The organism is Vibrio ostreae, from assembly GCF_019226825.1.
Lineage (GTDB): Bacteria > Pseudomonadota > Gammaproteobacteria > Enterobacterales > Vibrionaceae > Vibrio > Vibrio ostreae.
The window spans coordinates 455,457-480,114 of the sequence record NZ_CP076643.1 but is presented as its reverse complement, the minus strand read 5'-3'; the positions used below and the strand labels follow the sequence as shown (position 1 = coordinate 480,114).

The following is a 24,658-nucleotide window of genomic DNA, read 5'->3' as shown; positions in this document are numbered from 1 at the left end:
AGTAAAGGTATCTGTAGACACCTACTCAGACATGTTGTGATTAACTTTAAACACCCATAAAAACAACAATATTATGTCTATGAAAATAATGAAAACCATCTGGTATTTCACAATTGTTCAATGCAAAAACATAAAAATAGAAAGACAAAAAGCAAACTATAAATATCAATAAGTTAAAACAAAGAAATCATCTCAAATCTGGATTACACCCAAAATAGCACTGCCAATAGCAAACAATAAACTTCCATATAAAAATCAACAAATGAAAACATTCAAATAGATGAAAATTTCAACGAAACTATCCGTAATTAACATTACTGCTATTTATCACTATCAGATTATTACATTGATATTTGGGTAGAAATATATTAAAACAAGGCATGATGATTATACTATCCGTATCCAACTGCCAGGGTTCTGATTTATTATGACCTGACAGGACATATCACCCCCTATTAATGAACCTGTGCGATTACGGATAGTATCCTTATTTATGTCTTCATTTTTATCTGGATTGGGTGCACTCGTCATGACTGGCTGGTACCTGAAACAGACCCTGTATCAGGAGATAATCAGATGTATTATGGCTTTGATGTCGGTGGGACCAAAATCGAGTTTGGTGCATTCAACGATAAACTTGAACGGATTGCCACCGAACGTGTCACGACCCCGACACACGATTATGCATTACTGCTGGAGACCATCACTGGTCTGGTGGCTAAGTATGATCAGCAATTCGATGTCAAGGGCAGCATTGGCCTTGGCTTGCCCGGCATGGAAGATGCACTGAGCGGTACCGTACTTACGGTAAATATCCCAGCCGCCAATGGCAAGCCGCTACGCACCGATCTTAAGGAAACGATCGGCCGTCAGGTCAAAATTGAAAATGACGCTAATTGTTTTGCACTATCAGAGGCCTGGGATGAAGAACTAAAACAGACTCGGTCCGTTCTGGGACTGATTTTAGGTACGGGGTTTGGTGGTGGTTTTGTCTATAACGGTCAGATTATTTCTGGTCATAACCACGTTGCCGGAGAAGTCGGCCACATGCGAATACCGGTCGATGCCTGGTTCCACCTTGGGGCGGAACAAGCACCGTTACTCAGTTGCGGCTGCGGCAAAAAGGGCTGCATGGATAACTACTTATCTGGGCGGGGGTTTGAACTACTTTATCAACACTACTTTGGTGAACAACGCTCGGCAGTCGATATCATCCATGGGTTCCAACAAAACGAGATTAGTGCACAGCGACACGTTGAGCGTTTTATGGAACTGTTGGCCATTTGTTTCGCCAATATTTTTACGGCGAACGATCCAGACGTAGTGGTGCTCGGCGGCGGTTTATCCAACTTCAGTCTTATTTATGATGAACTGCCTAAGCGTATCCCGAAGTATCTGTTACCGATAGCTCAGTGCCCTAGAATCGTTCAGGCTAAACACGGCGATGCCGGAGGGGTGCGCGGCGCGGCATTTTTGAATATCCGCTCAGCGAGTCATTCTGAATCAGCCGCCTCAGCAGTATAGTCACTCATGATTAGATTCAAAAAGCCAACGGTAAAAAGTTGGCTTTAGAAACAATTGATTGTGTAATCAATTGATCGGGATCGAAATCGTGAGAGTCTGATCCTGCTGATAACCACAAATCGGGTGAGTGCTAGATAATCAGGAGTGTAAGGATAAAGCTTGTTACCTGAAGAATAATAGAAACCTTCGGATTGTGATGGGAATGATATAACGTCCTTAGCGTATTCGAGATGATAACAACAATCTCGTTCTAAAGAACTTTCACACAAAATGATACGTCGATTTTTAGGAATCGCAAACTTGTACACATTTTTGTTACGGATGGTTTACGCAGATTTCGAACGGACATAACTTGTCCCTAAATGTTGTAAGAAAACAACTCAATTCAGTTTAGGGCACTTTATGGGGCTTAAAAGGACAGCTTATGCTTTTATTGGGACGCTTTATGCTTTCAGCGCCAAATTGGGTGGAGGCCCCAGCCACATCCCGGCACACACATCATCCGCTGTGGCTGCTTCCTTCCGGACCTGACCAGGTTCACGAACTAGTGTTGCGGGAGGACCAAGGCCCCCATAGTTCACTTCAGCTTGCGGCCGAAGAGTGGGGAGGATTATCAAGCATCCCCATCCTCATTGCAACCCCAAATCAGACCAAAAGCATTGATTTTCTTTCAACTGTCCAGCAATTGAGCGATTCGGTGTTCGAATCACAAGCCATGATAAAGCGCGTCGCGTGTATCCTGACCTGCCCAGCTGCGTTTTTCATCAGTCATGGCGCCATCGGTTTGCTGGATAACATCATGCAGCGACAATTGCTTGCTGCGCCCGCTTGACACCCCAACGGCCATCGTTACCTCAAAACTGATGTCACGCTCGGTGCAAATAAACAGGAAGCTGTGCAGTTTATTCACTACCGACTTCAGCTCTTCACCTTTTACATCGCCAATCAGCACAAACTCATCACCACCGGTTCGATAAGCTTTGCCACGCCAGACATGATTGATGCGGCTGGCCAGTTGCTTTAGTACCTTGTCACCGATTTCAGGACCATAGTTGCCATTAATCGATTTAAAGTCATTCACATCCAAATATATCAGCGTGTTACTCGGCGAAATTCCGCGTCGGTAGCGACGATACAAGGCTCGGCGGTTACGTAGTTTGGTCAGATTATCGGTGTCTGACAAAAAGTGCAGATAACCCGCGATAAGCAATAAAAACACGCTCAGAGATGCAAACAACCATTGACTATGCCGGGCAACTCGTTGTTCAGTCAAAAGTGTCGCACGCCAATCCGGCTGATAGTCATAATGTTTAACGATTTTCTGTGAGTCGATAATTTTGATCGCACGGCTGATAAGCGGAGCGAGTGCGGCACCAAAGGCATTTTTCGGAAACGCAATGCCGACATGATAAGTATAAAAACTGCCGATCAGCTCATCTTCAACAATAGGTAAGAGAGAATGGGAGTGACGTAATACATCGTTAAAGTTACCCAGGCTGAGAACAATGTAATCAACCTGCTTCTCGACCAGTGCCTGAATCAGTTCATTTTGCGAATCGAAGGTCTGCAAGGTTTTGTTGGGCAGCATGCGCATCATTAGCTCTTCGAAAAAGTCGTTTTTCACCACACCAATGCGTTCAACCACCAACTCCGACACATTGCTGTAGACGTTATCCTTATAACCCTCACGTTTAACCATTATGGCCTGAGGGCTGTAATAACTTTCGCTGAAATAGACTTTCTCTTTGCGCGGCGGTGAGATAGTGATTGGCGCGATCATATCGATGCGGGCCTGCTGGATGTCGTTATACATGCTTTCCCAGGTTTCGTCGGCTTTGCTGACCAAATCGCATTTTAGTACTAAGAGATCACAGGCCTGAAACAGGATATCCGCGCTGATACCACGCACCGAACCGTCACTGGCGTAGTGAGCAAACTGAGGTATATTTTCCAGCTTAACCCGCAGCGGACGCTGTAAATTGATATCACTGTCGAGTACCGCCTGGCGCAGAGCCTGCTTGCGGATATCGAACTGATATTTTTGTATCGATTCGCGCAGTAATTTCTGCACTTTCGCCGAATGAATATAGGCCTCAAACTGATTCAGCAACGCCCCGTGCTGACCTTTCGGCACCACAATCGACACCGGCTGAATAGAGATATGGTCATTCAATAGCTGAGCATCCATACCTGCACTCAACATAGGTTTGAGCTGATTGATGGCATCGATCACGCCATCCACTTCGCCACTTTTGAGCATCGCCTGCGCATCTTCGGCCCTGTCGTACTCAACCTGCTCAATATCGGGGTAGTTTTTCGCCACCAGCTCTCCATAAATCGTCCCTTTCGGGATACCGATACGCTTAATCCCGGTTAGCGTCGCATTATTATGGCTGTATAAATAGGTGTATTCGATATTGGTCGGCGCAGAGTAATCAAACCGCTGAGCGCGCTCACTGGTATAGGTAACATTGGCGGCAAAGTCTGTTTCGCCAGACTCAACGGATTTAAGAATCGCATCAAAGCTGGGATAATTGACATATTGAATGTCGACATTGAATTGATACGCGATGGTATCAAACAGCACGCGCGTGACCACATCGTCGGCTTCGGTAGCGACTAAATAGGGCGCGTCAGCAGTTTGCTCTGCATGGACCGATACTGAACAGACGAACAGCACCAGACCCAAACAAGCACGAGTGACTAGAGTTTTAAGCATTGACGTTGGTATAAATACATTTTTATTTTAGTAGTGACTGATAATAACCATTTTTTAGGCATATGCATAAAGACTTCATTGAGCCCAGCTCATAACTTTGCACTGACTTAGATTTTTCATGCATATTTTACAGCGGTTGTTGCTCATTACTCTTGAGGATGTAGTCGGTCATCCAGGCCGTTGCCAGCAGACATAACCACACGACAAACACCGGATTAGGGACGTCAATTTCCGGTGACAGAATCACGGCCATAAATCCGACTGAAGGCAGTGTCCAGCATAGCAATTTACCCCACTGGAATTTTTTGTGTTGGCTCAGGTTTTCGATCACTGCCACTAATCCGGTCAGGCACAAAGCAAGCACCGCTGCCATCTGCAGCCCGGCAACCCAAAGCGGAACCACAAGAGCCAACGGCCACCAGCTGTGTTGCTGGGTCGGTTTCCAGCTTGCCGCCGCCCACCAAATCATGCCTATCGCGATGATCTGCACCATGGTCATGGCCGGTGTCCCTGACAGCTTCCCGGCCGACTGAGTGACCATGATGCCGACTTCCAGGGTCACCACAATCAAAATACCCACTGCGATCACCGGCATATTACGCGGGTGGGAAAATACCACCATCAACAGAGGGAAAATGACCCACATGCTGACCGAAAGCGAGGCAGGCTGATAAGGAATGGTTAACGCATAACTTAATACGCCCAGCAGCAGAATAACACCGCTGAAGCCGCTGCGGCTTAGCAGCCACAAAGCCGGAATGACAAACGCAATAAATGGCATGTCACCACCACTCAGGCCAAGTGCTCGCGCACAGACCATCGCCAGCAGTATTGTGGTGATGAACTGAAAAGTAGACAATAGCAACGCCCGCTCCTTATCCTGTCCCTGGAATCCTTACCCTAGAATAAAATAGGACTTTGTCATTATGGACCAATTTTTAATGCAGATCTTTGCCGTTATTCACCAAATTCCCTGTGGAAAAGTCTCCACTTACGGTGATATTGCACGTATGGCCGGTTATCCGGGTTATGCCCGCCACGTCGGTAAGGCGCTCGGAAATCTGCCTCCGGACAGCACCCTGCCGTGGTTTCGGGTTATTAACAGTAAAGGTGAGATTTCCCTCACCGGCCCTGATTGGGAGCGACAAAGGGAGAAACTGGTTGCGGAAGGTATCGCGGTAAGCAGCGCCGGTAAGATTGCACTGCGTCTGTTCCGCTGGCAGCCGGTTTAGTTATACGCTGGTTTAGTCATTCACCGGTCTCAGTTCTCAACCGATTTAAGTTACTCAGCGCGTCATTGTTACCCTGTGCCTCATGAACACGGATCAGGTTCATCTCGACCTGGTGCGTGCGCTTGTCGTCGGTAATCACGCCATAATGACTGTCACTGATGAACATCAGACGACCATCCACTTCGATGCGGGCGCTGATTGAATAGCGGTGTTTCGGATCAATGTCGGCGCAATCATAAGGAATAGAAAACTCAAACGGCACCTGCTGCCCCCAGGTGGTAAACTCCTGGGTTCCGAGCAGTGTAGCCGGCGCATCCGCTTTTGAAACATCAAACAGGGAAACCCGTACAATCGCGTTATCCGGCAGCGCAATACGCTCGCGATAAGCAACTGTGCCGCTCACGGTATCCAGCACCTTGTCGGGCATAATTTCAGCTTTTTCCAGAGCAGGCGTGGTTTGAAGCATGCCATTATCGGTCATCTGGCAACCGGATAAAGCCGAGCCAATAATTAACGTTGACGTCAAAATCAGAATATTTTTCATCGTGTTTTTATTTAGTGAACCTGTATTCATTGTAGATAACGAAGATTGGCGTGTCATCCTTATACGCAGGTCTTGACAAGCATTTGACCTGGCTCACAAAATAGTAGAGTAAAAACACAATAAGAGAGGCGCTATGAGCAAACCATTGCAAGAGCTGTTGAGTTTACTCCAGCTGGAAAAACTGGAAGAAGGATTGTACCGCGGCGAAAGTGAAAACCTTGGCCTGCCACAGGTATACGGCGGGCAAGTGATTGGTCAGGCACTCTCTGCTGCGCGCTATACCGTGGATGCAGGGCGCACCGTACATTCTTTCCATAGCTACTTCCTTTATCCGGGCGATCCGGAAAAACCAATCATCTATGATGTCGAGAACCTGCGTGACGGACGCAGTTTTTCTACCCGCCGGGTCAAAGCGATTCAAAACGGCCGCCCTATCTTCTACCTCACCGCCTCATATCACGGTGAAGCGCCGGGCTTTGAACATCAGAAAACCATGCCGGATGTACCCGGGCCGGAAAACTTTGCTTCCGAATCGGAACTTGCGGAGCAGATTGCTCACCTGCTGCCGCCACAAGTGAAAAAAATCTTGTGCGGTGAAAAGCCAATTGAAATGCGCCCGGTCACCGTGATTAACCCTCTCAAACCAGAAAAGGCAGAACCCAAACAGTACCTCTGGATTCGTGCCAACGGCGCTATGCCCGACAATCAGCTGATTCACCAGTATCTGCTGGCCTACGCTTCCGACTGGGGCTTCCTGGTGACCGCCCTGCATCCTCATGAAGTCACGCTGATGACGCCTAAGTTTCAGGTTGCCACCATTGACCACTCTATCTGGTTCCACCGTCCGTTTAAAATGGATGAATGGTTGCTGTATGCCATTGAGAGCCCGACGGCCAGCAATACACGCGGTCTGGTACGGGGCGAAATATACAATCAGCAGGGTGACCTGGTCGCCAGTGCTGTACAGGAAGGGGTGATGCGATTTAAAGATCGCTAGGCAGCCAGCCTTTTCATGCTTTACCTTGCCCTTAGGGTAAGCGTTACACTGTTGGCGGAATTCACCTACTGGAGGTCATCTTATGGGATGCTGTAATCAACCACCAAACGGCGGCAGTTCGGATATCAAACCGCTGCTGAAAGCATTTGCCGGTCTGCTGATTTTCGTTCTGCTGCTCGCCTGGCTGTTTGGCTGACAATCGGGCGTGCGCCCGGAACACGTTAAGACAGTGGCAACTCGGTGGTGTATTTTAATGATTCCATTGCAAAGGTGGAGGTCACGTTATTGAGCCCGTCGACGCCGTTGACTAACTTCTTATAAAACTGGTCAAAGTGTTTCATGTCTTTGACCAGTACTTTCATCATGTAATCATACTCTCCCGCCATGCGGTAAAACTCCATCACTTCCGGATAAGACTCAACGCTACTGACAAAACGCTGATACCATTCATGGGAGTGATCGCTGGTTTTCACCATCACAAACGCGATAAAAGCTAAGCCGAGTTTATCGGCATCGAGCAATGCCACCCGCTTGGTCAGTACACCACTCTCTTCCAGCTTTTTCAGCCGTTTCCAGCACGGCGTGGTGGTCAGGTTGACGGCCTCTGCCAGCTCATTGAGTGACAGGGTCGCATCCTGTTGCAACATGGCCAGAATTTGGCGGTCCACTTTATCCAGTTCCATTACAACTTCATCATTGGGAGAAAATTATTCTCCAAACCTAGCAACCCAGGCCGAATTTAGCCAAGCTTTTCTCACCGAAGGTGGGTAAATTATTTCCATTACCTGTTAAGGAGCACAGTCATGCAGCGCGATACCCAATGGACAACCGATGCCATCCGCATCCTCGAAGCTGATGTACAACGTACAGCAGATACTCACTTGATCAAGCTTGACCTGCCCTGTTTGGACGGTATCGATATTTACCTCAAGGACGAGAGCACCCACCCGACCGGTTCACTCAAGCACCGCCTGGCGCGTTCCCTGTTTCTGTATGCGATTTGTAATGGCTGGATTGGCCGTGATACGCCGATTATTGAATCGTCTTCCGGTAGTACTGCGGTGTCTGAAGCCTATTTTGCCCGTCTGCTCGGACTGCCGTTTATCGCGGTCATGCCGGAATGCACCGCGCGTAAAAAGATTGAACAGATTGAATTTTATGGTGGTAAAGCGCATCTTGTCGCCCGTTCGGATCAGATTTATGCCGAATCGCGCCGGCTGGCAACGGAACTGGGCGGCCATTATATGGATCAGTTTACCTACGCGGAACGCGCGACCGACTGGCGCGGCAATAACAACATCGCTGACAGTATTTTCCGCCAGATGCAGCTTGAGCCGCATCCGGTGCCAAGCTGGATCGTAATGAGCGCCGGTACCGGCGGTACGTCCGCAACCATAGGGCGTTTTATCCGCTACCAGCAGCACACCACCAAACTGTGTGTGGTTGACCCAGAGCACTCGGTCTTTGCCGACTATTACCGTACCCGCGATGGTCATCTGACCCGCGATTGTGGCAGCCGAATAGAAGGTATTGGCCGCCCGCGTGTGGAGCCGAGTTTTATCGCCGATGTGGTTGATGAAATGCGGGTTATTGATGATGCCGCCAGCATCGCGACCATCCACTGGCTTGAGCGCGTGATTGGTCGTAAAGCAGGAGCCTCGACCGTTACCAACTTGTATGGAGCGTTACAACTGGCCAGTGAGATGCAGCAGAGAGGTGAACAGGGCTCGATTGTGACCCTGCTGTGTGACAGCGGCGAGCGCTACCTTGATACGTATTATAATCCGGCCTGGCTGGCTTCCCGTATCGGCGATCTGACGCCGTACCTGAGGCAGCTGGAAAGATTTCAGGCCAGCGGCAAGCTGGCCTGATAAAAAGAACGTTAAGCGCTCGCGGTTGTTGTTTTGCTATCAGCGGGTTTTCAATGCTGTCGTTACAGCTCACGCTTACGATAGCGCGCATTGAGAATATCCTCGATATGCTTTTGCTCTTTGCGCGCTTTGTCGTAATCCTGCTTCCTGCGCCAGCGATCCAGTACCTGCTCAATACCTTTCACTCTTGCGTGACGACTGGCGAGCTCTTTTTGTACCGAGTGACACTGTGCTTCCATCACCGCCTGTTCCTGCTCGTGGTGCACCAGCAATTTTTGCAGCATGTGATCAACCCGGCTGAGATTCATCAGTACCGTGCTGTTGAGCGCCGAGGCCTGCCGGGTCGATTCGCCGTTGCCGGACTTGAGCTGCGCTAGCTGCTCCAGCTGATTTTGCATATGCTGATGACGCTGTCGCATGGTGTCAAGCTGCTGACCAATACGATCCCGGCGTTTCTCTTCAACCTGCTGCAATTTACCGACTGCGCGAATTTTATCTTTCATCACCACCTCTTTCTGCCTGCGCGCCCTGTCTGATGCAGGATAAGCTACTGATTCTGAAACAGCTGAGCGAGCTGGGTCAGACTGGACGGATAATCGACCACTTCACCGGCGGCCTGCTGTAAATAGGCTTTCAGTTGTGGATACATGGCAACCGCCCGATCCAGTTCGCTATCCTGCCCCGGCTGATAGCCACCTAATGGCAGCAGCTCTTTGACCTGCAGATAATTTGAATAAAGCTGACGGAACTGGTTCGCCACAGTGACATGTGCCGGCTGGGTACAAGCCGACATGCAACGGCTTATTGACGCATTAATATCGATGGCCGGGTAATGCCCCTGCTCGGCCAACTGGCGTGACAGCACAACGTGACCATCTAGGATTGCCCGGGCTGAGTCAACCACAGGATCCTGCTGATCATCGCCTTCCGCCAGCACGGTATAAATAGCGGTCAGACTGCCATCCAGGTTGTCACTGTTACCGGCCCGCTCTAACAGTTGCGGCAGTATGCTGAACACCGACGGCGGATAACCACGTGACGCCGGCGGTTCGCCGAGCGAGAGCGCGATTTCACGCTGCGCCATGGCATAACGGGTCAGAGAGTCCATCAGCAGCAGCACATCTTTGCCCTGATCGCGGAAATACTCCGCGACCCGGTGACATAATAAGGTTGAACGCAGGCGCATCAAAGGGGACTCATCGGCCGGTGCCGCGATAATAATCGCCTTTCTGCGAGCCTGTTCGCTCAGATTACGCTCAATGAATTCACGCACTTCGCGTCCGCGCTCGCCAATCAGGCCCACCACAATCACATCCGCTTCGGTGTTCTTCGTGATCATCCCCATCAGTACGCTTTTCCCCACGCCGCTGCCCGCCATCAGGCCGATGCGCTGGCCCTTGCCGACCGTCAGTAAGCCATTGATTGTCCGTACGCCTACATCCAGCGGCGTATCGACCGGACGGCGTTTAAGCGGGTTAATTGGCTTTGGCTCAAGCGATACCCGTTCACCACCCCGCAGCGCGGGGCCATCATCGAGTGGTTCGCCGAGACCATTCACCACCCGCCCCAGCCACTGGCTGCTGATCTGCACCATACTATCGCCTTCAAGCGGAATCACCTTGGCGCCGGCAAACAAGCCGCCCAAACGACGAATGGGCATTAAATAGGCGACATTGTGGTCAAAACCAACCACTTGCGCTTCGATCATGTCGCCTTCCGCCGTTTCAACCATGCAGCGCTGCTCGAGCTTAAACCGACAGCCGACCGCCTGCAGCATCAGGCCATTCACTTTGACCAGACGTCCGGTGACGCGTGCCACCGGAACCGAATCGAGTGATGCCAGAGCATCATTGAGCCGCTCTGACAACTGACCGGACGCAACCGGGTTACTCATGCTCAGCCTCAGCCGGGTTAATCACCTCTTCGAGCAAGTGCTGCTTGACACTGTCCATACAGGTTTCCAAACGTGAGTCACAGCTGGCGTCCGCTTCGGCATCATCCGTCACCAGATGACAGCCACCAGCCGGCAGCTCTTTGTTGGCGACCAGTTTCCAGCTTTGCGGCAGATCGGCATTAACCTGGCGGATGCGATCCAGATCCTGCGGATTCAGATGTACGGTCACGCTTTCGGTTTTACCCGGCATCGCATCAAGTGTTTCATCCACCAACGACAAAATCTGCTGCGGCATCAGCGTCAGTTCTGCGCGGATGACCTGCTGCGCCACTTTCTGCACCAGTTCGCAAATCATATGGCGCTGCTGCTGCTCACGCTCGGCCTGCCAATCCGACAGACGCTGATACAGCTCGTTCACCGGCTTGGCGGCGTCAAGAAATGTCTGTTTACCGGTTTGTTCGCCCGAGACAAATCCTTTCTGAAAGCCCTCTTTCTGACCTTCCAGCTGCCCCTGCTTGTGACCCTGTTCGATCCCCTGACGCACACCTTCATCGTAGCCCTGCTGCAAACCTTGCTGAAAACCTGCTTCGAGTTGCTGCTGAACATCAACCTGACTGTCTAACCACTCATCCTCCATGCCCGGCTCAGACTTAGCGTTGACCGGCTGAGCCAGGGGTGGGAAACGGTGACGACGATAGCTGCCACTCGGCAGACGCATAATTTTTTCCGTTGCCATGGCTTACTCCACCGTCGGTTCCTGATAAAGCAGCAGTTCAATTTCACCGGCATCATTGAGTTCACGCACCGTTTGCATGATATCCTGACGTGCCTGTTCTACCCGGCTCAGCGCCACTGCGCCGCGGGCCTGCATGTCATCTTCGAGTGATTTCGCCATCCGCTGTGGCATGGAGCGTTTGATTGCCTGTTGCAGGGTAATCTCGGCCCCTTTCAGCGCGATACTCCACTGCTCGACCGCAATTTCCTGCACCAGACGGTCCATAGTCTCTTCACGCTGACGTCCCAGCACCATGAAATCAAACATGTTCTGTTCAATTTCACTCACCACTTGTTCGTCATGCAGTTTAAGCATTTCCATCAGGGTCGCACGATCGCCTTCGAAGCGGTTAATAATATCCGCCACCTGCTTAACGCCGGACAGGGGTGCACTTTGCGTCATGGACACCTGTTCAATGCAGCGCTCAATCAGTTCGTTCAGATCGTTGGCGACCTGATGGTCGATATCCTGCAAACGCGCAATGCGATACAACAACTCGTCCTGATAGTCAGACGGCAGATTTTTCAGCACCGCTGAAGAGCTGTCCGGTGGCAGATAAGCGAGAAAAATCGCCTGCATCTGCGGGTGCTCATTGGCAATAAAGCGCGCCAGCACCTCGGCATCAACCCACTGTAAACGCTGCATGTTATTGCGAATTTCATCGCCATACAGATTGTTGAGCAACCCTTTAGCCAGGTCATTACCCAGCGCTTTGCGCAGGGTATTCGACAGATACTCTTTCGATGCACCGCGAATACCACTGTGCTGACGAAAATCTTCAAAGAAGTGCTGAATGATATCCTTGGCGCTGTCGCTCTTGATGCCACTCAGTTTGGCCATCGCGCGGGTGACACGCTGAGTTTCATCACGGCTGAAATGACGCAGCACTTTGGCCGCCGCGTCTTCACCCATACCTAGCAGTACCAGCGCGGTCTGCTCGATATGGTTAAACTTCTGGTTCTGCGTTGACTGTGCTGTGCTCATTCACATTTACCCACTGTTTCAGTACTTCTGCTACCCGTGCCGGTTCTTCATTGGCGATCAGTTGCAGGTGCTTCAATTGAATTTCTAACGGCGATCCCGGCGGTGGCAGCATATCGCTGGTCACATCCAGGCCCGTGCTGGCTTTAATGCCTTTCTCTTCCAGACGACGGTTGAGCGCTTCTTCACGCTCGCGCTCTTCACGCGTCTGCAGATTTTCGTAATACGGCTCTTCCGGTGGCGGCGCCACGTCCAGTTCGCGATCGCGACGATCCGCGCCGGTCAGGTGCATGATCAACGGACGCAGCACAAAGAAGATCATTGCCAGACCAAGCAAGCCGCCAATCACGTAACGCAGTGGCTGCTGCACGGTCGGATCCTGCCACCATGGAATGCTTGGTGGTGCTTCGATTTCTACCGGAGTGAAGTTGAACGTCATCAGGCTCAGGCTGTCGCCACGCTCGGCGTTAATCCCGACCGCATCCATCAGCATGGCGGAAATCTCGGTTTTCTGTTGATCGCTCCAGCCTTCCGCACCAGGGGCTGACGCCGAATTGAGCAGCACGGACACGTTCAGCTTGCGCACCTGGCCTTGCTGATACTGGGTACGACGCACACTGCTGCCGACCGCGTACTGACGATTCACTTCCAGACGGGCGTTGCTGTTTTCACTGTCATTGGTCGGCTGCTCACCGGTCACCGGCGGCTGATTACTCAGTGAACCGGGAATTCCCAGCGCAATCTGATCAATCGAATTATTCTGTATGGTATGTTCGTTGCGCACCACCGGCGCGTTGTCGAGAATCTCTTGCGTCTCTTCCACGCGGCTGAAGTCCATATCAGCGGCAACCTGAACCCGGAAGTTGCTCGGTCCGACAATCGGCGTCAGCATATCCGACGCCCGCTGAATCACCTGCTTCTCGAGGTTTTTCTGATAGTCGAGATACTTGGCATTCACTTTACCGCTTTCGCCGGAAGCCACATCGGCACTCAGCAGGCGACCATACTGATCCACCACAGAGACGTGTTCCGGTTTCATGCCGGTCACACTGCCGACAATCAGGTTGATGATCGCTTCAACCTGCTCCGCTTTCAGATCTTCCCCCGCTTTGAGCTCGAGCATCACTGAGGCTGACGGCGCTTCGGCATTCTGGCGCACAAACAGTGTCTGGCGCGGAATCGCCAGATGAACACGTGCATTGTTGACCGCGTTAAGAGCAATGATAGTACGTACTAACTCGCCTTCCAGACCATGCCGATAACGCGCCGTTTCCATAAACTGACTGGTGCCGAGCGAGCTGTCATCTTTGAGCGAATCCAGCCCGGTTGGCAGCTTGGCCTTGATGCCTTTCGCCGCCAGTAACATACGTACCCGCGCCACATCCCCTTCCGGCACCAGAACCTGGCCGTTTTGCTCCTGCAGGCGGTAGTTAATGCTTTCCGATTCCAGCACAGAAACAATTTCGCCGACATCAAACTGCTCCTGCTGGCCATACAGCGGACGAAAGCTCTGGGATGAACTCCATAGCGCCACCACAATGATCGCTGCCACAATCGCCGCCAGTACTGCCGACAACACCAGGTTACGCTGGCTGCTCGACCAAAGCTGCTTGGCCTTACGGGTAATGTTTTCCATGCCCGGCGCCGCTGAAGCTGCGGAGACTTGCGGACTGAGACTGGCCGCGCCAGCCACTTGAGTAGAAAGTTCAGACATGATTACACCGGCATTTTCATAATGTCATCAAACGCTCCGACCACCTGATTACGAACCTGCAGCAGGCCGTTAAAAGACAGGCTGGCCTTTTGGCTGGCAATCATCGCTCCGACCAGGTCATCGCTTTTACCGGTTTCAACATCCGTCATCATTTGGCTGGCAACCGACTGGTGAGCGTTAACCCGGTCTAAGACACTGGTCATCGCCGCCGAAAAAGAGAGCGGCTGATTGAGCGACGGCTCATCAACCGGATTCGGACGCACCACAAATTGCGGTGTCGCCATGTCACGCATCGCGTCCATTTTGCCCAGCATCAGCTGCTCGGCTGACATTGCATTCGCTATCATTTGATTTGCCATGTTTCCCCTTCCTTTAGGCGGCTGAACCTAATACTGACTGTAGATCGATACCTTGCTCACGCATGGCGGCAAGTTTGTAGCGCAGAGCTCTGGTCGTCACACCCAGCGCGTTGGCGGTTTTAGTACGGTTGCCACCAAATTGACGTAGTTTGTCCAGGATATACTGATATTCCGCCTGCTTTTTCGCTTCAACGTGCCCCATCGTGGTATCGGTAACACTGGGGGCAGACGTTGCAGCATATTCGACTGGCAGCATGAGATCCTGCGCGGTGATGTAATCACCGTGGCGCATCACCAGTGCACGTTGAATAATGTTTTCCAGCTCCCGGATGTTACCCGGCCAAGGATACTGGCTCAGGGCCTGACGCGCGTCCTGAGATAGAAAACACTGGCTGCCATCCTGATACTTGTTAATAAAAAATTGGCTGATAGGCAGAATGTCCTCTTTACGCTCCCGCAGCGGAGGCCAGTGCAGTGGCAGAACATCGAGACGATAATAGAGATCTTCCCGGAACAAGCCTTTCTGAACCTGTTCACGCAGATCTTTATTGGTGGCGGCGATAACGCGGATATCGAGCTGAATCGCCTTATGGCTGCCAACCCGCTCCACCTCACGCTCTTGCAGCACACGCAGCAGTTTGGCCTGTACCGCTGGAGACATTTCACCGATTTCATCCAGCAAAATGGTGCCGCCGTTGGCTTCTTCGAATTTGCCACTTTGCGAGGCCAGCGCGCCGGTAAACGCCCCTTTAACATGGCCAAACAGCACCGCCTCCAGCATAGATTCAGGAATCGCTGCACAGTTGACCGCCACAAACGGGCCTTGAGCGCGACTGGATTGCTGATGGACATAACGCGCCAACACTTCTTTACCTGTACCGGATTCACCGGTAATCAACACACTGGCGCTGGTACAGGCGGCGCGATGAGCCAGCTGCAACACCTGTTTACTGCGCCAGGATTCAGCCACGATATTAGCCATCGGCTTACCTAAAGCTTCAACGCGGCGCAGCAGGTTAAGTAACTGACCGGTCTCAAACGGACGCAGCAGGTAATCGGTCGCTCCGGCTTTCATCGTTTCCGCCGCAACGATACCCTGATCCTGATCGACGATGGCGATCGCCACGCCTGCCCCGGCCTGCTTCTGGTGGCACGCGACCCATTCGCGTACTCCCATATCTGGTAAGTTTGCACTAACAACGGTTATTGCTGCCGATTGCTCAAGCAATGCGCTGCGCCCGGTACGCACATGGCGCACGCGATAACCGGCTTCCATCAAGACATCAATCATAGGTTGAGCAAGATTGTCATTGGGCTCAACCAACAGAACATCTGACTTCGTCATTATTTGACCTTTATTTTATTGTTGGTATGCGCAGAATTGACCACGCTTTCGTTATCCCTGACTAAACGTATCGCGACCCGGCGGTTTTTCGCCCGCCCTTGTTCACTGTGATTACTGGCGAGCGGATAACGCGATCCATGAGCTCGAACCTGCACTTTCGCTCCATCCAGTCCCAGATTTTTTAGTGCCTCGGCGACTTGCTCAGCACGCTTGCGCGATACGGCCAGATTCGCCAAACGAGCACCGTCGCTATCGGTATGACCATCAATCAACACCTGGGTGACGCGCTTATCCAGACGGACATAACTCATCAACGCCTTCAACTGACCACGTTGGGCGGCCGTTAAGTTTTGCTGCCCAGCCTGGTAGTGCAGCGTCATATCACGCGCTTCACGATAGGTGATTAACGGCAGTCGCTGACGACATTCGGCAAACTGATCCAGTGCGGACTGAATACGAATCGTCGGCAGAATCAACTTGAGCGAGGAGGAAGCCTCACTTCCCCCACAGACACCGTCAACCACTTCCCGTTTTTCATTGAGTGAAGAATTCGCTCAATATCTGAACTAAATGAAAAACCACGCTGTGAATTTATCTGCCCTTGACTAACAGTGTCCGCTTGTAACGGCTTAATCCATGGCGGGGTTAATAAGCCAGCCTGTGCATATATCCACTCAGACTGATTACTATTAAAACGATATTCTAAAGTAACGTTATCTTTTTTATTTGAGCGGAAATAAAACTTCCCCTGCGGAACTTCCGTATGCATCAGCGTGCAATTGAAAGTACCTCCTTTATATATCCATGAAGATTCATCCATGGGATAAATTATCTCATCTTCCGAAAAAGACTTTGGCGATAATAATATAGCTGAAGAAAAAAAAGCCACAGAACATAATTTAACCATAAAACTGGAAAAGTATTTCTGACACTTTTTTGACACTTCCCTGTCATTGAAATATGCCATGGAATTATCATAACTGGCATACGATTTCATAGTGAAACTCCAATCTGGCCTTATGCCACAGCTTGGGTACTCTGTACAAGATAGACATGCAAGTTGTGCACCTGTTTAAAAAACAGCTTAATAGCTATGCTGACTGGCTACAGACGTTTTATTAAGCATATAAAGTTTATTCGTCATATATTGCTTATTGAACAATTATTGGTTGTTGAACAATACATAGCGTTGTGGATAAACAAAATGCTACCACATGAATATAGCAGCATAGGTAAATCTTAATAAACTTTTAACAAAGTCCCGTTGTTGGGCATTTTTTGAATAATTATCTGTATATTATAACCCTCACAAACTACCCGTTTTCTTTTATTTATTGAAGAATAAAACAGCCACTTCAAATCAACATGTGAACCAACCTCACAAAGTTATAATTAGATACTAAAAATAATTAAAAATTTCTGTATAGACTGTGCGCCATCGAGTAAACATCTCCGCAATGTCAACGCACGGTAAAATATAAATGGAAACACATATCCAGAACACTATTCCCGAAGTGAGAGCCCTCAATGTGGAATTACTGGGAAAACCCATACATATCATTCGGGAAAAACTGGAAACCATTATCACAGAATCGTGTCACGGATTAAGTGGTGAGCTGCAAACCTGGCTCAATACCCATCACATCGATGCCGAACTCAGCGCTGTGGAACTGCATACCCTTAAACCCTCCGATATTGATAAATCGGCGGTGACCCAATTTCGCCATCAGGATAGCGGCTGTCTGTTCGTCAGCCTCAACAGTGATTTGCTGATCAAGCTGGCGGATCGTTTTTACGGTGCCAATATAGAACGCTCACAAAGTGTTATCACCAGCAGTGATTTACGCCTGCAAGAACGCATGGGCAAAATCGCGACTCGCTGGATAGCCCCCGGAGACATGTGGCGCAGCGGTGACGGAGAAATGAGCAGTGGCGTCGGCCTGAAAGCAGAGATTACCCTGCGCTATCGTGACCACAGCGGCCTGCTCACGCTGATTTTTGAAAGCCAGCTGGTGCAGACCCTGATTAATCAGTTGGATATCCAGCCCAACCAACAATTAGCGCAACAATTTAACCGCTCTCTGCAGCAGACTCCGGTGCGCCTGACGGCCCTGTTGAGTAAGAAGACTATGCCGCTCAGTGATGTACTGAGCCTGGCCCCCAACGATATTTTACCGATTGACCTACTGACTACTGTGCCGGTCAGCATTGGCGGTGAACGCCTGTTCAGCGGACGTATTGCCGAGCAGGATGAGCAACTGGTGCTGATTTTAAACCAAGATAAGGAATCCCTAAGATGAGTGACGCTTTGGACAACGTGAACTTTGACAGCGACGAACTCAATTTCGATGATTTTCACCTGGAAGATTTAGATGCAGACAGCGTGGTTGAAGCCCCGGCGAAAGTGGAACGTGATCTGAGTTTTTTTAAAAACATCCCGGTCACCGTCACTCTGGAAGTCGCCAGCAAGGAAATCGCACTGGGTGATCTGATGCAAGCCGGTGAAGGCAGTGTGATTGAGCTGGATAAGCTCAACGGTGAGCCGTTGGATGTGAAAGTCAACGGCTCTCTGCTCGGTCACGCTGAAGTCGTCGTCGTCAACGATAAGTATGGCCTGCGCCTGATTGACGTGCTCGACAGCGCGCTAAGCTCTGTCGGTCAGTAATTCTGTCGGTCAGTAATACAGGTTTCTAACATGACTCAACCGCGCTCCTTCCGCTGTCTCGGCCTTCTGGCGTTGGCACTGATATTGTTTTCAGTGCCGACTCTGGCTGCCGATAACGGCCTGACTCTGTTTACGGTCTCAGACGGCAATACCGAGCAAGAGTACAGCGTTAAACTGCAAATTCTGTTGCTGATGACTGCGCTCAGTTTTCTGCCTGCCTTTATCCTGATGGCCACCAGTTTCACCCGCATCATTGTGGTACTGGCGATATTGCGGCAGGCGCTTGGCCTGCAACAGAGCCCACCCAACCGGGTTCTGGTCGGGATCGCGCTGGCGCTGACTGTACTGATTATGCGCCCGGTGTGGAGCGACGTTTACGAACACGCTTTTAAGCCTTATGACCAGGGTGACATCACCCTGATGCAAGCCTTTTCGACCGCAGAAAAACCGGTACGTGATTTCATGCTGGCACAGACACAGCAAAGTTCACTCGAACAGATGCTGCGCATTGCCAACGAACCACTCGATCAAAACCTGGACGACATTTCATTTGCCGTCGTGCTGCCGGCCTTTGTGATCAGCGAACTGAAAACTGCGTTCCAAATTGGTTTTATGCTGTTTATTCCGTTTCTAATCATTGACCTGGTGGTCGCCAGCGTACTGATGGCGATGGGTATGATGATGCTGTCGCCGCTGATTGTGTCGCTGCCTTTCAAACTGGTGGTGTTTGTCTTGGTGGATGGCTGGGCAATGACGGTCGGCACACTGTCCGCCAGTTTTGCCCAGTGATGTAAGGAACACGCTGTATGACACCTGAACTGGTGGTAACCCTGATCTCCGATGCGGTTTGGATGGTGATCCTTCTCGTTGCGGTATTGGTTGTACCCGGGTTAATTGTCGGCCTGTGCGTCGCCGTATTTCAGGCCGCAACCCAGATTAACGAACAGACCCTGAGTTTTCTGCCGCGCCTGATGGTCACCCTGCTGATGGTGATCTTTGCCGGACACTGGATGCTGCGCAAAATCATGGAGCTGTTTGATTATCTGTTCCACAACATACCGGGGATGATTGGCTGATGACGCTGACCTTTGCCGAACTGTCCGCCTGGATGGGGCAACTCTGGTGGCCGTTTTTTCGCATCGGCGCCGCGTTTATCGCGATGCCTTTTTTTGGCGACAATCTGATCCCGGTCTGGGTGCGCAGCCTGCTGGCCTTGTCGATCACCGTGATCACCGCGCCGCTGATGCCGGCCATGCCAGCCGTTGATCTGTTTTCGATGACCTCGCTGTTTCTGGCGTTTGAACAAGTGATCTGGGGGCTGATGTTCGGCCTCATTCTGCATATGCTGTTCACTGTCTTTACCATGCTCGGTCAGGTCGTCTCACTGCAAATGGGCCTTGGTATGGCGATGATGAACGATCCGGTCAATGGTTTATCCGTGGCGGTACTGGGTCGCCTGTTTCTGATTTTCTCAACTTTGCTGTTTCTGGCGCTGGAAGGTCACCTGCTGGTGATTGATGTGCTTATTCAGAGTTTTACTGTCTGGCCGGTTGGATCAGGCATTACCACGCTTTCTCTGCAGGGAGTGATCCATCATTTCAGCTGGATGTTTTCCGCCGCGCTGGCACTGGCGCTGCCGGCGATCGTCTCCATGCTGCTGGCCAACATCAGCTTCGGGGTCATGAACCGTGCTGCGCCCAGCCTCAACGTCTATGCGCTCGGCTTTCCGATGACCATGCTGCTGGGTTTGTTCAGTGTGCTGATTTCTGTCTCCGGGGTACCCGGCCGTTATACGTCGCTGGTACATGACACGCTGCGCTTTCTTAACCAGTTTATGGCGGGGGGCGCATGAGCGATTCAGCTTCTTCTCAGGACAAGACCGAGAAGGCCTCGCCGCAGAAAATCAAAAAAGCGCGTGAGCAGGGCCAGGTCCCCAGAGCGAAAGAACTGACCACAGCGATGATTTTTCTGGCTGTGGTGGTCTACTTTTCCGCGCAGATGCCAGCTATCTGGCAGGCGGTTTCCGGTGTATTCCGCTACAACATGTCGCTGACCAAACAAGACCTGGCCAATCCGATGCAGATGATGGAACAGCTCGGCCATACCCTGGGTATCCTGATTGAACTCTTGCTGCCGCTGTTTATCGTCATCATTGCGGTCACGCTGGCCGGCAGTATGCTTCTTGGCGGCTGGATGTTCCGCCCGGCCAATGTTCAGCCCAAACTAAGCAAACTGAACCCGATAACCGGCATCGGAAGAATTTTCTCCAGCCGATCTGTGGTTGAGTTGATTAAATCCAGCCTCAAAGTCAGCGTCATCTTCGCGCTGCTGTATGGCTATATGGATAACCATTTGCAGCCGCTTATTGGTATCCAGCGTCTACCGCTAAACGAAGGTTTTGTGCTCATCATGCAGATCTTGTTTGATGGCCTGCTGCTGATGGGATTCGCTTTGCTGCTGTTTGGTTTTGTCGATGTGCCCTACCAGCGCTGGGAGCACCTCAAACAACTGAAGATGAGCAAGCAGGAACTGAAAGAAGAGTACAAAAGCAATGAAGGCCGCCCGGAGGTCAAACAGCGTATTCGTCAGATTCAGCAACAGTTTGCGCGGCGTAAAATTGACAAAATGGTGCCGCAGGCTGATGTGGTGATCGTGAACCCGACCCACTATGCGGTCGCGATCAAATACGATACTTCAATGTCTGAAGCGCCGTTTGTGGTCGCCAAAGGGGTGGATGAAACCGCCATGCATATCCAGCGCATCGCCCGTGAAAACCAGGTGGAAATTATTAATTCTCCGCCGCTGACCCGATCCATTTATTACACCACTGCGATTGAACAGGCGATTCCCAGCCAGCTTTACATCGCGGTGGCTCACATCCTGACCTACGTCCTGCAATTGAAATCGTTTCGGCGCGGTAAAGGCCAAGAGCCGCTCCCACTGCCGCATTTTACGATTCCAAAACATCTGCAGCACTGATTCGCATTACAGAAAGGACTGATAACCATGCGTAACTGGTTAAAACACTGGCAACACTCCGGCAAGGGCTATATCGGCATTCCGGTCGTCCTGCTGATGGTACTGGCAATGGTGATCCTGCCGCTGCCACCACTGCTGCTGGACGCTCTGTTTACCTTTAACATTGTGCTGGCCATCCTGGTGCTGCTGGTCAGTACCACCGCCAAACGGCCGCTCGATTTTTCCATTTTCCCGACCATTTTGCTGGTCGCTACCCTGCTGCGCCTGACTCTGAACGTGGCGTCGACCCGGATTGTGCTGCTCGAAGGCCATAATGGGGGTGACGCGGCCGGTAAAGTGATCCAGGCGTTTGGTGAAGTGGTGATCGGCGGCAACTATGTGGTCGGTATGGTGGTGTTTATCATCCTGATGATCATTAACTTCGTGGTGATCACCAAAGGTGGTGAACGGATTTCTGAAGTATCGGCGCGTTTCACCCTGGATGCCCTGCCGGGTAAACAGATGGCGATCGATGCCGATCTCAATGCCGGTCTGATTGATCAGGAAGCTGCCCGCCTGCGCCGCCGCGAAGTTGCCAACGAAGCCGACTTCCACGGTTCGATGGACGGTGCGTCTAAATTTGTGCGCGGTGACGCCGTTGCCGGTCTGATGATCCTGTTTATCAACATCATCGGCGGTATCAGCATTGGTGTATTCGAGTATGGCCTGCCAGCATCCGAAGCGTTCAAAACCTACGCCCTGCTGACAATCGGTGATGGTCTGGTAGCCCAGATCCCGTCACTGCTGCTCGCGACCGCGGCCGCCATCATAGTGACCCGCATTAATGACAGCGACAACGACATGTCGCAAACCATGCACAAGCAGTTACTGGCTAGCCCGGCCACACTGTATACCGTGGCCGCTATTATGGTGGTGATTGGTATTGTACCTGGGATGCCGCATCTGGCGTTTTTTGCTTTTGCCGCCGCCCTCGCGTTTGCCGGCTGGCGCCAGAGTAAGCGTCCGGCCGACGATCATCAGCTCGATGAAGTGGCGGCAATGTCGCAGGCGATGCAACAAGAGGCAGAAAGCCCGCTTGGCTGGGAAGATATTCCTCACGTGCATACTTTATCGCTCGCCCTCGGCTACCGCCTGGTGCACCTGGTCAATAAAGAGCAGGGTGCACCACTGACCCAGCGCATTCGCGGTGTACGACGCAATCTCTCCGAGCAGGTCGGTTTTCTGCTGCCTGAGGTGCGCATTCGCGATAATCTGAGTCTGAAACCGAATCAATACACCATTTCCCTCAATGGCGAACAGATTGAACAAGGCTTTATCGAGCCGGATCGCCTGATGGCAATCGCGGTTGGCGAAACGTACGGCGAAATCGACGGTATTCTTGGCAGTGATCCGGCCTATCAGTTACCGGCAGTATGGATTGAACATAGCCAAAAGGCCCGCGCACTAAACATGGGTTATCAGGTGGTGGATGACGCGACCGTGGTGGCAACCCATATCAGCAAAGTGATGAAAACCCACCTCGCGGAACTGTTCCACCATGATGACGTGGAAGCGATGAACCAGCGTCTGACCGCCCAGGCGCCCAAGCTGGCAGAAGCGCTGGGCGCTGCGCTGCGTCCGGCCCAGCAACTGAAAGTGTACCGCCAGTTACTGCTCGATCAGGTGCCACTGAAAGACGTACGAACCATCGCCAATACCATGCTGGAGTCTGCGGAAAACACCAAAGATCCCATTCTGCTGGCTGCGGATGTACGCTGCGCGCTGCGCCGCACCCTGATTAATCTGCTGGCCGGGCAAAAAAGCGAAATTCCGGTTTATGCCTTGTCGGATGAACTGGAAAAAATGCTGATGACGTCACTGCACCAGGCGCAAGCCAGTGGCAGCGTCATGCTGGACAGCTTTCCGATCGAGCCCAATATTCTGGGTCAGTTCCAGCAAAATCTGCCGCTGATCCGTCAGCAGCTCAAGCAGCAGGGCATAACGCCTATCTTGCTGGTGATGCCGCAGCTGCGTCCGCTTATCGCACGCTATGCACGAACCTTCTCACAAGGATTAGCGGTGTTGTCGTACAATGAAATCCCTGAGAATAAACAAATCAACGTGGTAGGAAACCTTGGCTAATCTCACTTCACATCATGCGCTGTTCCATTATCTGCGCGACCTTATTGAACAGCATGTCGTCACGGAGGACGACATGCTGGTGTTCGAGGCCTTTAAGTGCAACGATATCCGACATGCCTGCCAGGCGATACGCCACGCCGGTAGCGCCGAGGTCGAATATCAGCACCTGACCCTGCGCTTTGGCAGTCGCGGCGAGCAAAGCGTATATCAGTTCCAGCTTTCGCCGCATATGACCTATTGTCTTGACCTGTTCAGCCTCTACCTTGCCCTGCGCCAGACCCATTTTCAGATGGAAACCTTCCATCCCGATTTAATCAGTAATGTTGTGGTGCCAATCCGGACCGATGCGCTGTTATGGCCACCCGGTTTTGAATTTTTACAGCACATTCTGCACTATCACGCACTGGCTTTTTCCCATGTTGTCCCTTCTTTGCAGATCAATTTTAGTCAACCTTTACCGCTTGAAATTGACAACCTGGTCAGCAAGATGCGCAGCCAGACCTACGCCTTGTGGTTTGAACTCTACACCCATGCCGAGCATTTTGAGCAAGTCATTCGTTTTAAACCGGACATGATCAAACTGGCAGTATCGCTGGAAGATAAACAGGATCGCAGCGACCTGCTGCCGTTGATGCGTTTTCTGCGCCGCTATCGCCTGCCCTGGGTCGCGGGACGTGTCGCCAGCCAAAAAGAGCTTAACCATTATAAACTGCTGGGTGCCAGTTACTATTTTGGTTATTTCAGCGATATTCCGACTTCACTGAGCTTTAAAACGTTTGATGAAGCCGACAACGATGGCTGGTAAACATAATCACTGATGTCGGTCGCGCTGTTGATTTTTACCGCTCATAAAGATCAACAGCGACTAAAATCGCCCCATTTCTGGAACACAACTCACCTAAAACCATCCTTTTCACTGCTTTTCGCTAAATTTTTAT

General features: G+C 51.3%; 24 protein-coding genes, 1 other RNA gene and 1 pseudogene. 12 read left to right on the top strand and 14 right to left on the bottom strand.

The annotated features are described in order from the left end of the window. Window positions 1-576: 576 nt before the first annotated feature. Window positions 577-1,524, top strand: coding sequence for an N-acetylglucosamine kinase (gene nagK / locus KNV97_RS08530; RefSeq protein ID WP_218562890.1), 948 nt, complete (start codon window positions 577-579; stop codon window positions 1,522-1,524). A gap of 470 nt (window positions 1,525-1,994) precedes the next feature. Here nagK and ffs read toward each other — a convergent pair. The 3 genes from ffs to KNV97_RS08515 form a co-directional block, all read right to left on the bottom strand. Continuing rightward, an RNA gene (gene ffs, locus KNV97_RS08525) (signal recognition particle sRNA small type) lies at window positions 1,995-2,091 on the bottom strand. Between the two features lie 139 nt (window positions 2,092-2,230). After that, window positions 2,231-4,243 carry a GGDEF domain-containing protein gene (locus KNV97_RS08520; RefSeq protein WP_218562889.1) on the bottom strand — a complete coding sequence of 671 codons (2,013 nt, stop codon included), beginning with the start codon at window positions 4,241-4,243 and terminating at the stop codon, window positions 2,231-2,233. Window positions 4,244-4,370: 127 nt separating this feature from the next. Beyond that, window positions 4,371-5,108: a VP0952 family biofilm-associated protein gene (locus KNV97_RS08515; protein WP_218562888.1), complete on the bottom strand. Its 738-nt coding sequence runs from the start codon at window positions 5,106-5,108 to the stop codon at window positions 4,371-4,373. A gap of 61 nt (window positions 5,109-5,169) precedes the next feature. On the opposite strand from KNV97_RS08515, the gene KNV97_RS08510 reads away from it, so the two are divergent. Then, entirely contained in the window at window positions 5,170-5,475 is a 306-nt protein-coding gene (locus tag KNV97_RS08510) for an MGMT family protein (RefSeq protein WP_136482903.1), read from the top strand. 82 nt (window positions 5,476-5,557) lie between these two features. Here KNV97_RS08510 and KNV97_RS08505 read toward each other — a convergent pair. Further along, window positions 5,558-6,019 (bottom strand): annotated as a pseudogene (locus KNV97_RS08505) (YbaY family lipoprotein); the annotation flags it as partial. 133 nt (window positions 6,020-6,152) lie between these two features. Here KNV97_RS08505 and tesB point away from each other — a divergent pair. Next, window positions 6,153-7,016, top strand: a complete 864-nt coding sequence (gene tesB, locus KNV97_RS08500) for an acyl-CoA thioesterase II (RefSeq protein ID WP_136482898.1) — start codon at window positions 6,153-6,155, stop codon at window positions 7,014-7,016. 221 nt (window positions 7,017-7,237) lie between these two features. Here the strand turns inward: tesB and KNV97_RS08495 are convergent, their stop codons facing one another. Then, window positions 7,238-7,699, bottom strand: coding sequence for an Lrp/AsnC family transcriptional regulator (locus KNV97_RS08495; protein ID WP_136482896.1), 462 nt, complete (start codon window positions 7,697-7,699; stop codon window positions 7,238-7,240). Window positions 7,700-7,819: 120 nt separating this feature from the next. On the opposite strand from KNV97_RS08495, the gene KNV97_RS08490 reads away from it, so the two are divergent. Beyond that, on the top strand, window positions 7,820-8,887 hold the full coding sequence (locus KNV97_RS08490) for a PLP-dependent cysteine synthase family protein (RefSeq protein WP_218562886.1): 1,068 nt from the start codon (window positions 7,820-7,822) through the stop codon (window positions 8,885-8,887). A 62-nt stretch (window positions 8,888-8,949) separates the two neighbouring features. On the opposite strand, the gene fliJ is transcribed toward KNV97_RS08490, so the two are convergent. The 9 genes from fliJ to KNV97_RS08445 are packed head-to-tail and all read right to left on the bottom strand — an operon-like array spanning window position 8,950 to window position 16,952. Further along, the gene (gene fliJ, locus KNV97_RS08485; RefSeq protein WP_136482892.1) at window positions 8,950-9,390 is read right to left on the bottom strand and encodes a flagellar export protein FliJ; all 441 of its coding nucleotides are present in this window, start codon (window positions 9,388-9,390) and stop codon (window positions 8,950-8,952) included. 44 nt (window positions 9,391-9,434) lie between these two features. Further along, on the bottom strand, window positions 9,435-10,781 hold the full coding sequence (gene fliI / locus KNV97_RS08480) for a flagellar protein export ATPase FliI (RefSeq protein WP_218562885.1): 1,347 nt from the start codon (window positions 10,779-10,781) through the stop codon (window positions 9,435-9,437). Then, a complete protein-coding gene (gene fliH / locus KNV97_RS08475) occupies window positions 10,774-11,517 on the bottom strand; it encodes a flagellar assembly protein FliH (protein ID WP_136482888.1) in 744 nt (247 codons plus the stop codon). Before fliH ends, fliI begins: the two co-directional genes overlap by 8 nt. 3 nt (window positions 11,518-11,520) lie before the next feature. Further along, window positions 11,521-12,540 carry a flagellar motor switch protein FliG gene (locus KNV97_RS08470; protein WP_136482886.1) on the bottom strand — a complete coding sequence of 340 codons (1,020 nt, stop codon included), beginning with the start codon at window positions 12,538-12,540 and terminating at the stop codon, window positions 11,521-11,523. Further along, window positions 12,503-14,251, bottom strand: a complete 1,749-nt coding sequence (gene fliF / locus KNV97_RS08465) for a flagellar basal-body MS-ring/collar protein FliF (protein ID WP_136482884.1) — start codon at window positions 14,249-14,251, stop codon at window positions 12,503-12,505. Before fliF ends, KNV97_RS08470 begins: the two co-directional genes overlap by 38 nt. Window positions 14,252-14,253: 2 nt before the next feature. Continuing rightward, window positions 14,254-14,610, bottom strand: a complete 357-nt coding sequence (gene fliE, locus KNV97_RS08460; RefSeq protein ID WP_136482882.1) for a flagellar hook-basal body complex protein FliE — start codon at window positions 14,608-14,610, stop codon at window positions 14,254-14,256. A 13-nt stretch (window positions 14,611-14,623) separates the two neighbouring features. Beyond that, entirely contained in the window at window positions 14,624-15,955 is a 1,332-nt protein-coding gene (locus tag KNV97_RS08455) for a sigma-54-dependent transcriptional regulator (protein WP_168796928.1), read from the bottom strand. Then, a complete protein-coding gene (locus tag KNV97_RS08450; protein WP_218562884.1) occupies window positions 15,955-16,479 on the bottom strand; it encodes an OmpA family protein in 525 nt (174 codons plus the stop codon). The genes KNV97_RS08455 and KNV97_RS08450 overlap by 1 nt, the downstream gene beginning before the upstream one ends. Continuing rightward, a complete protein-coding gene (locus KNV97_RS08445) occupies window positions 16,428-16,952 on the bottom strand; it encodes a hypothetical protein (protein ID WP_218562883.1) in 525 nt (174 codons plus the stop codon). The genes KNV97_RS08450 and KNV97_RS08445 overlap by 52 nt, the downstream gene beginning before the upstream one ends. A gap of 484 nt (window positions 16,953-17,436) precedes the next feature. On the opposite strand from KNV97_RS08445, the gene KNV97_RS08440 reads away from it, so the two are divergent. From KNV97_RS08440 to KNV97_RS08405, 8 genes are read left to right on the top strand one after another with little or no spacing between them, the layout of a single operon-like run. Beyond that, window positions 17,437-18,255, top strand: coding sequence for a FliM/FliN family flagellar motor switch protein (locus tag KNV97_RS08440; RefSeq protein WP_218562882.1), 819 nt, complete (start codon window positions 17,437-17,439; stop codon window positions 18,253-18,255). After that, the gene (gene fliN, locus KNV97_RS08435) at window positions 18,252-18,620 is read left to right on the top strand and encodes a flagellar motor switch protein FliN (protein ID WP_218562881.1); all 369 of its coding nucleotides are present in this window, start codon (window positions 18,252-18,254) and stop codon (window positions 18,618-18,620) included. The genes KNV97_RS08440 and fliN overlap by 4 nt, the downstream gene beginning before the upstream one ends. Before the next feature lie 30 nt (window positions 18,621-18,650). Then, entirely contained in the window at window positions 18,651-19,409 is a 759-nt protein-coding gene (gene fliP, locus KNV97_RS08430) for a flagellar type III secretion system pore protein FliP (RefSeq protein WP_136482874.1), read from the top strand. A 17-nt stretch (window positions 19,410-19,426) separates the two neighbouring features. Next, complete coding sequence (gene fliQ, locus KNV97_RS08425; RefSeq protein ID WP_136482872.1) at window positions 19,427-19,696, top strand: flagellar biosynthesis protein FliQ; 270 nt, start codon at window positions 19,427-19,429, stop codon at window positions 19,694-19,696. Continuing rightward, a complete protein-coding gene (fliR, locus tag KNV97_RS08420) occupies window positions 19,696-20,472 on the top strand; it encodes a flagellar biosynthetic protein FliR (RefSeq protein WP_136482870.1) in 777 nt (258 codons plus the stop codon). Before fliQ ends, fliR begins: the two co-directional genes overlap by 1 nt. Further along, a complete protein-coding gene (flhB, locus tag KNV97_RS08415) occupies window positions 20,469-21,599 on the top strand; it encodes a flagellar biosynthesis protein FlhB (protein WP_136482868.1) in 1,131 nt (376 codons plus the stop codon). Before fliR ends, flhB begins: the two co-directional genes overlap by 4 nt. A gap of 27 nt (window positions 21,600-21,626) precedes the next feature. Beyond that, window positions 21,627-23,720 carry a flagellar biosynthesis protein FlhA gene (flhA, locus tag KNV97_RS08410; protein WP_136482866.1) on the top strand — a complete coding sequence of 698 codons (2,094 nt, stop codon included), beginning with the start codon at window positions 21,627-21,629 and terminating at the stop codon, window positions 23,718-23,720. Beyond that, complete coding sequence (locus KNV97_RS08405; RefSeq protein ID WP_136482864.1) at window positions 23,713-24,525, top strand: EAL domain-containing protein; 813 nt, start codon at window positions 23,713-23,715, stop codon at window positions 24,523-24,525. The genes flhA and KNV97_RS08405 overlap by 8 nt, the downstream gene beginning before the upstream one ends. Window positions 24,526-24,658: the final 133 nt, after the last annotated feature.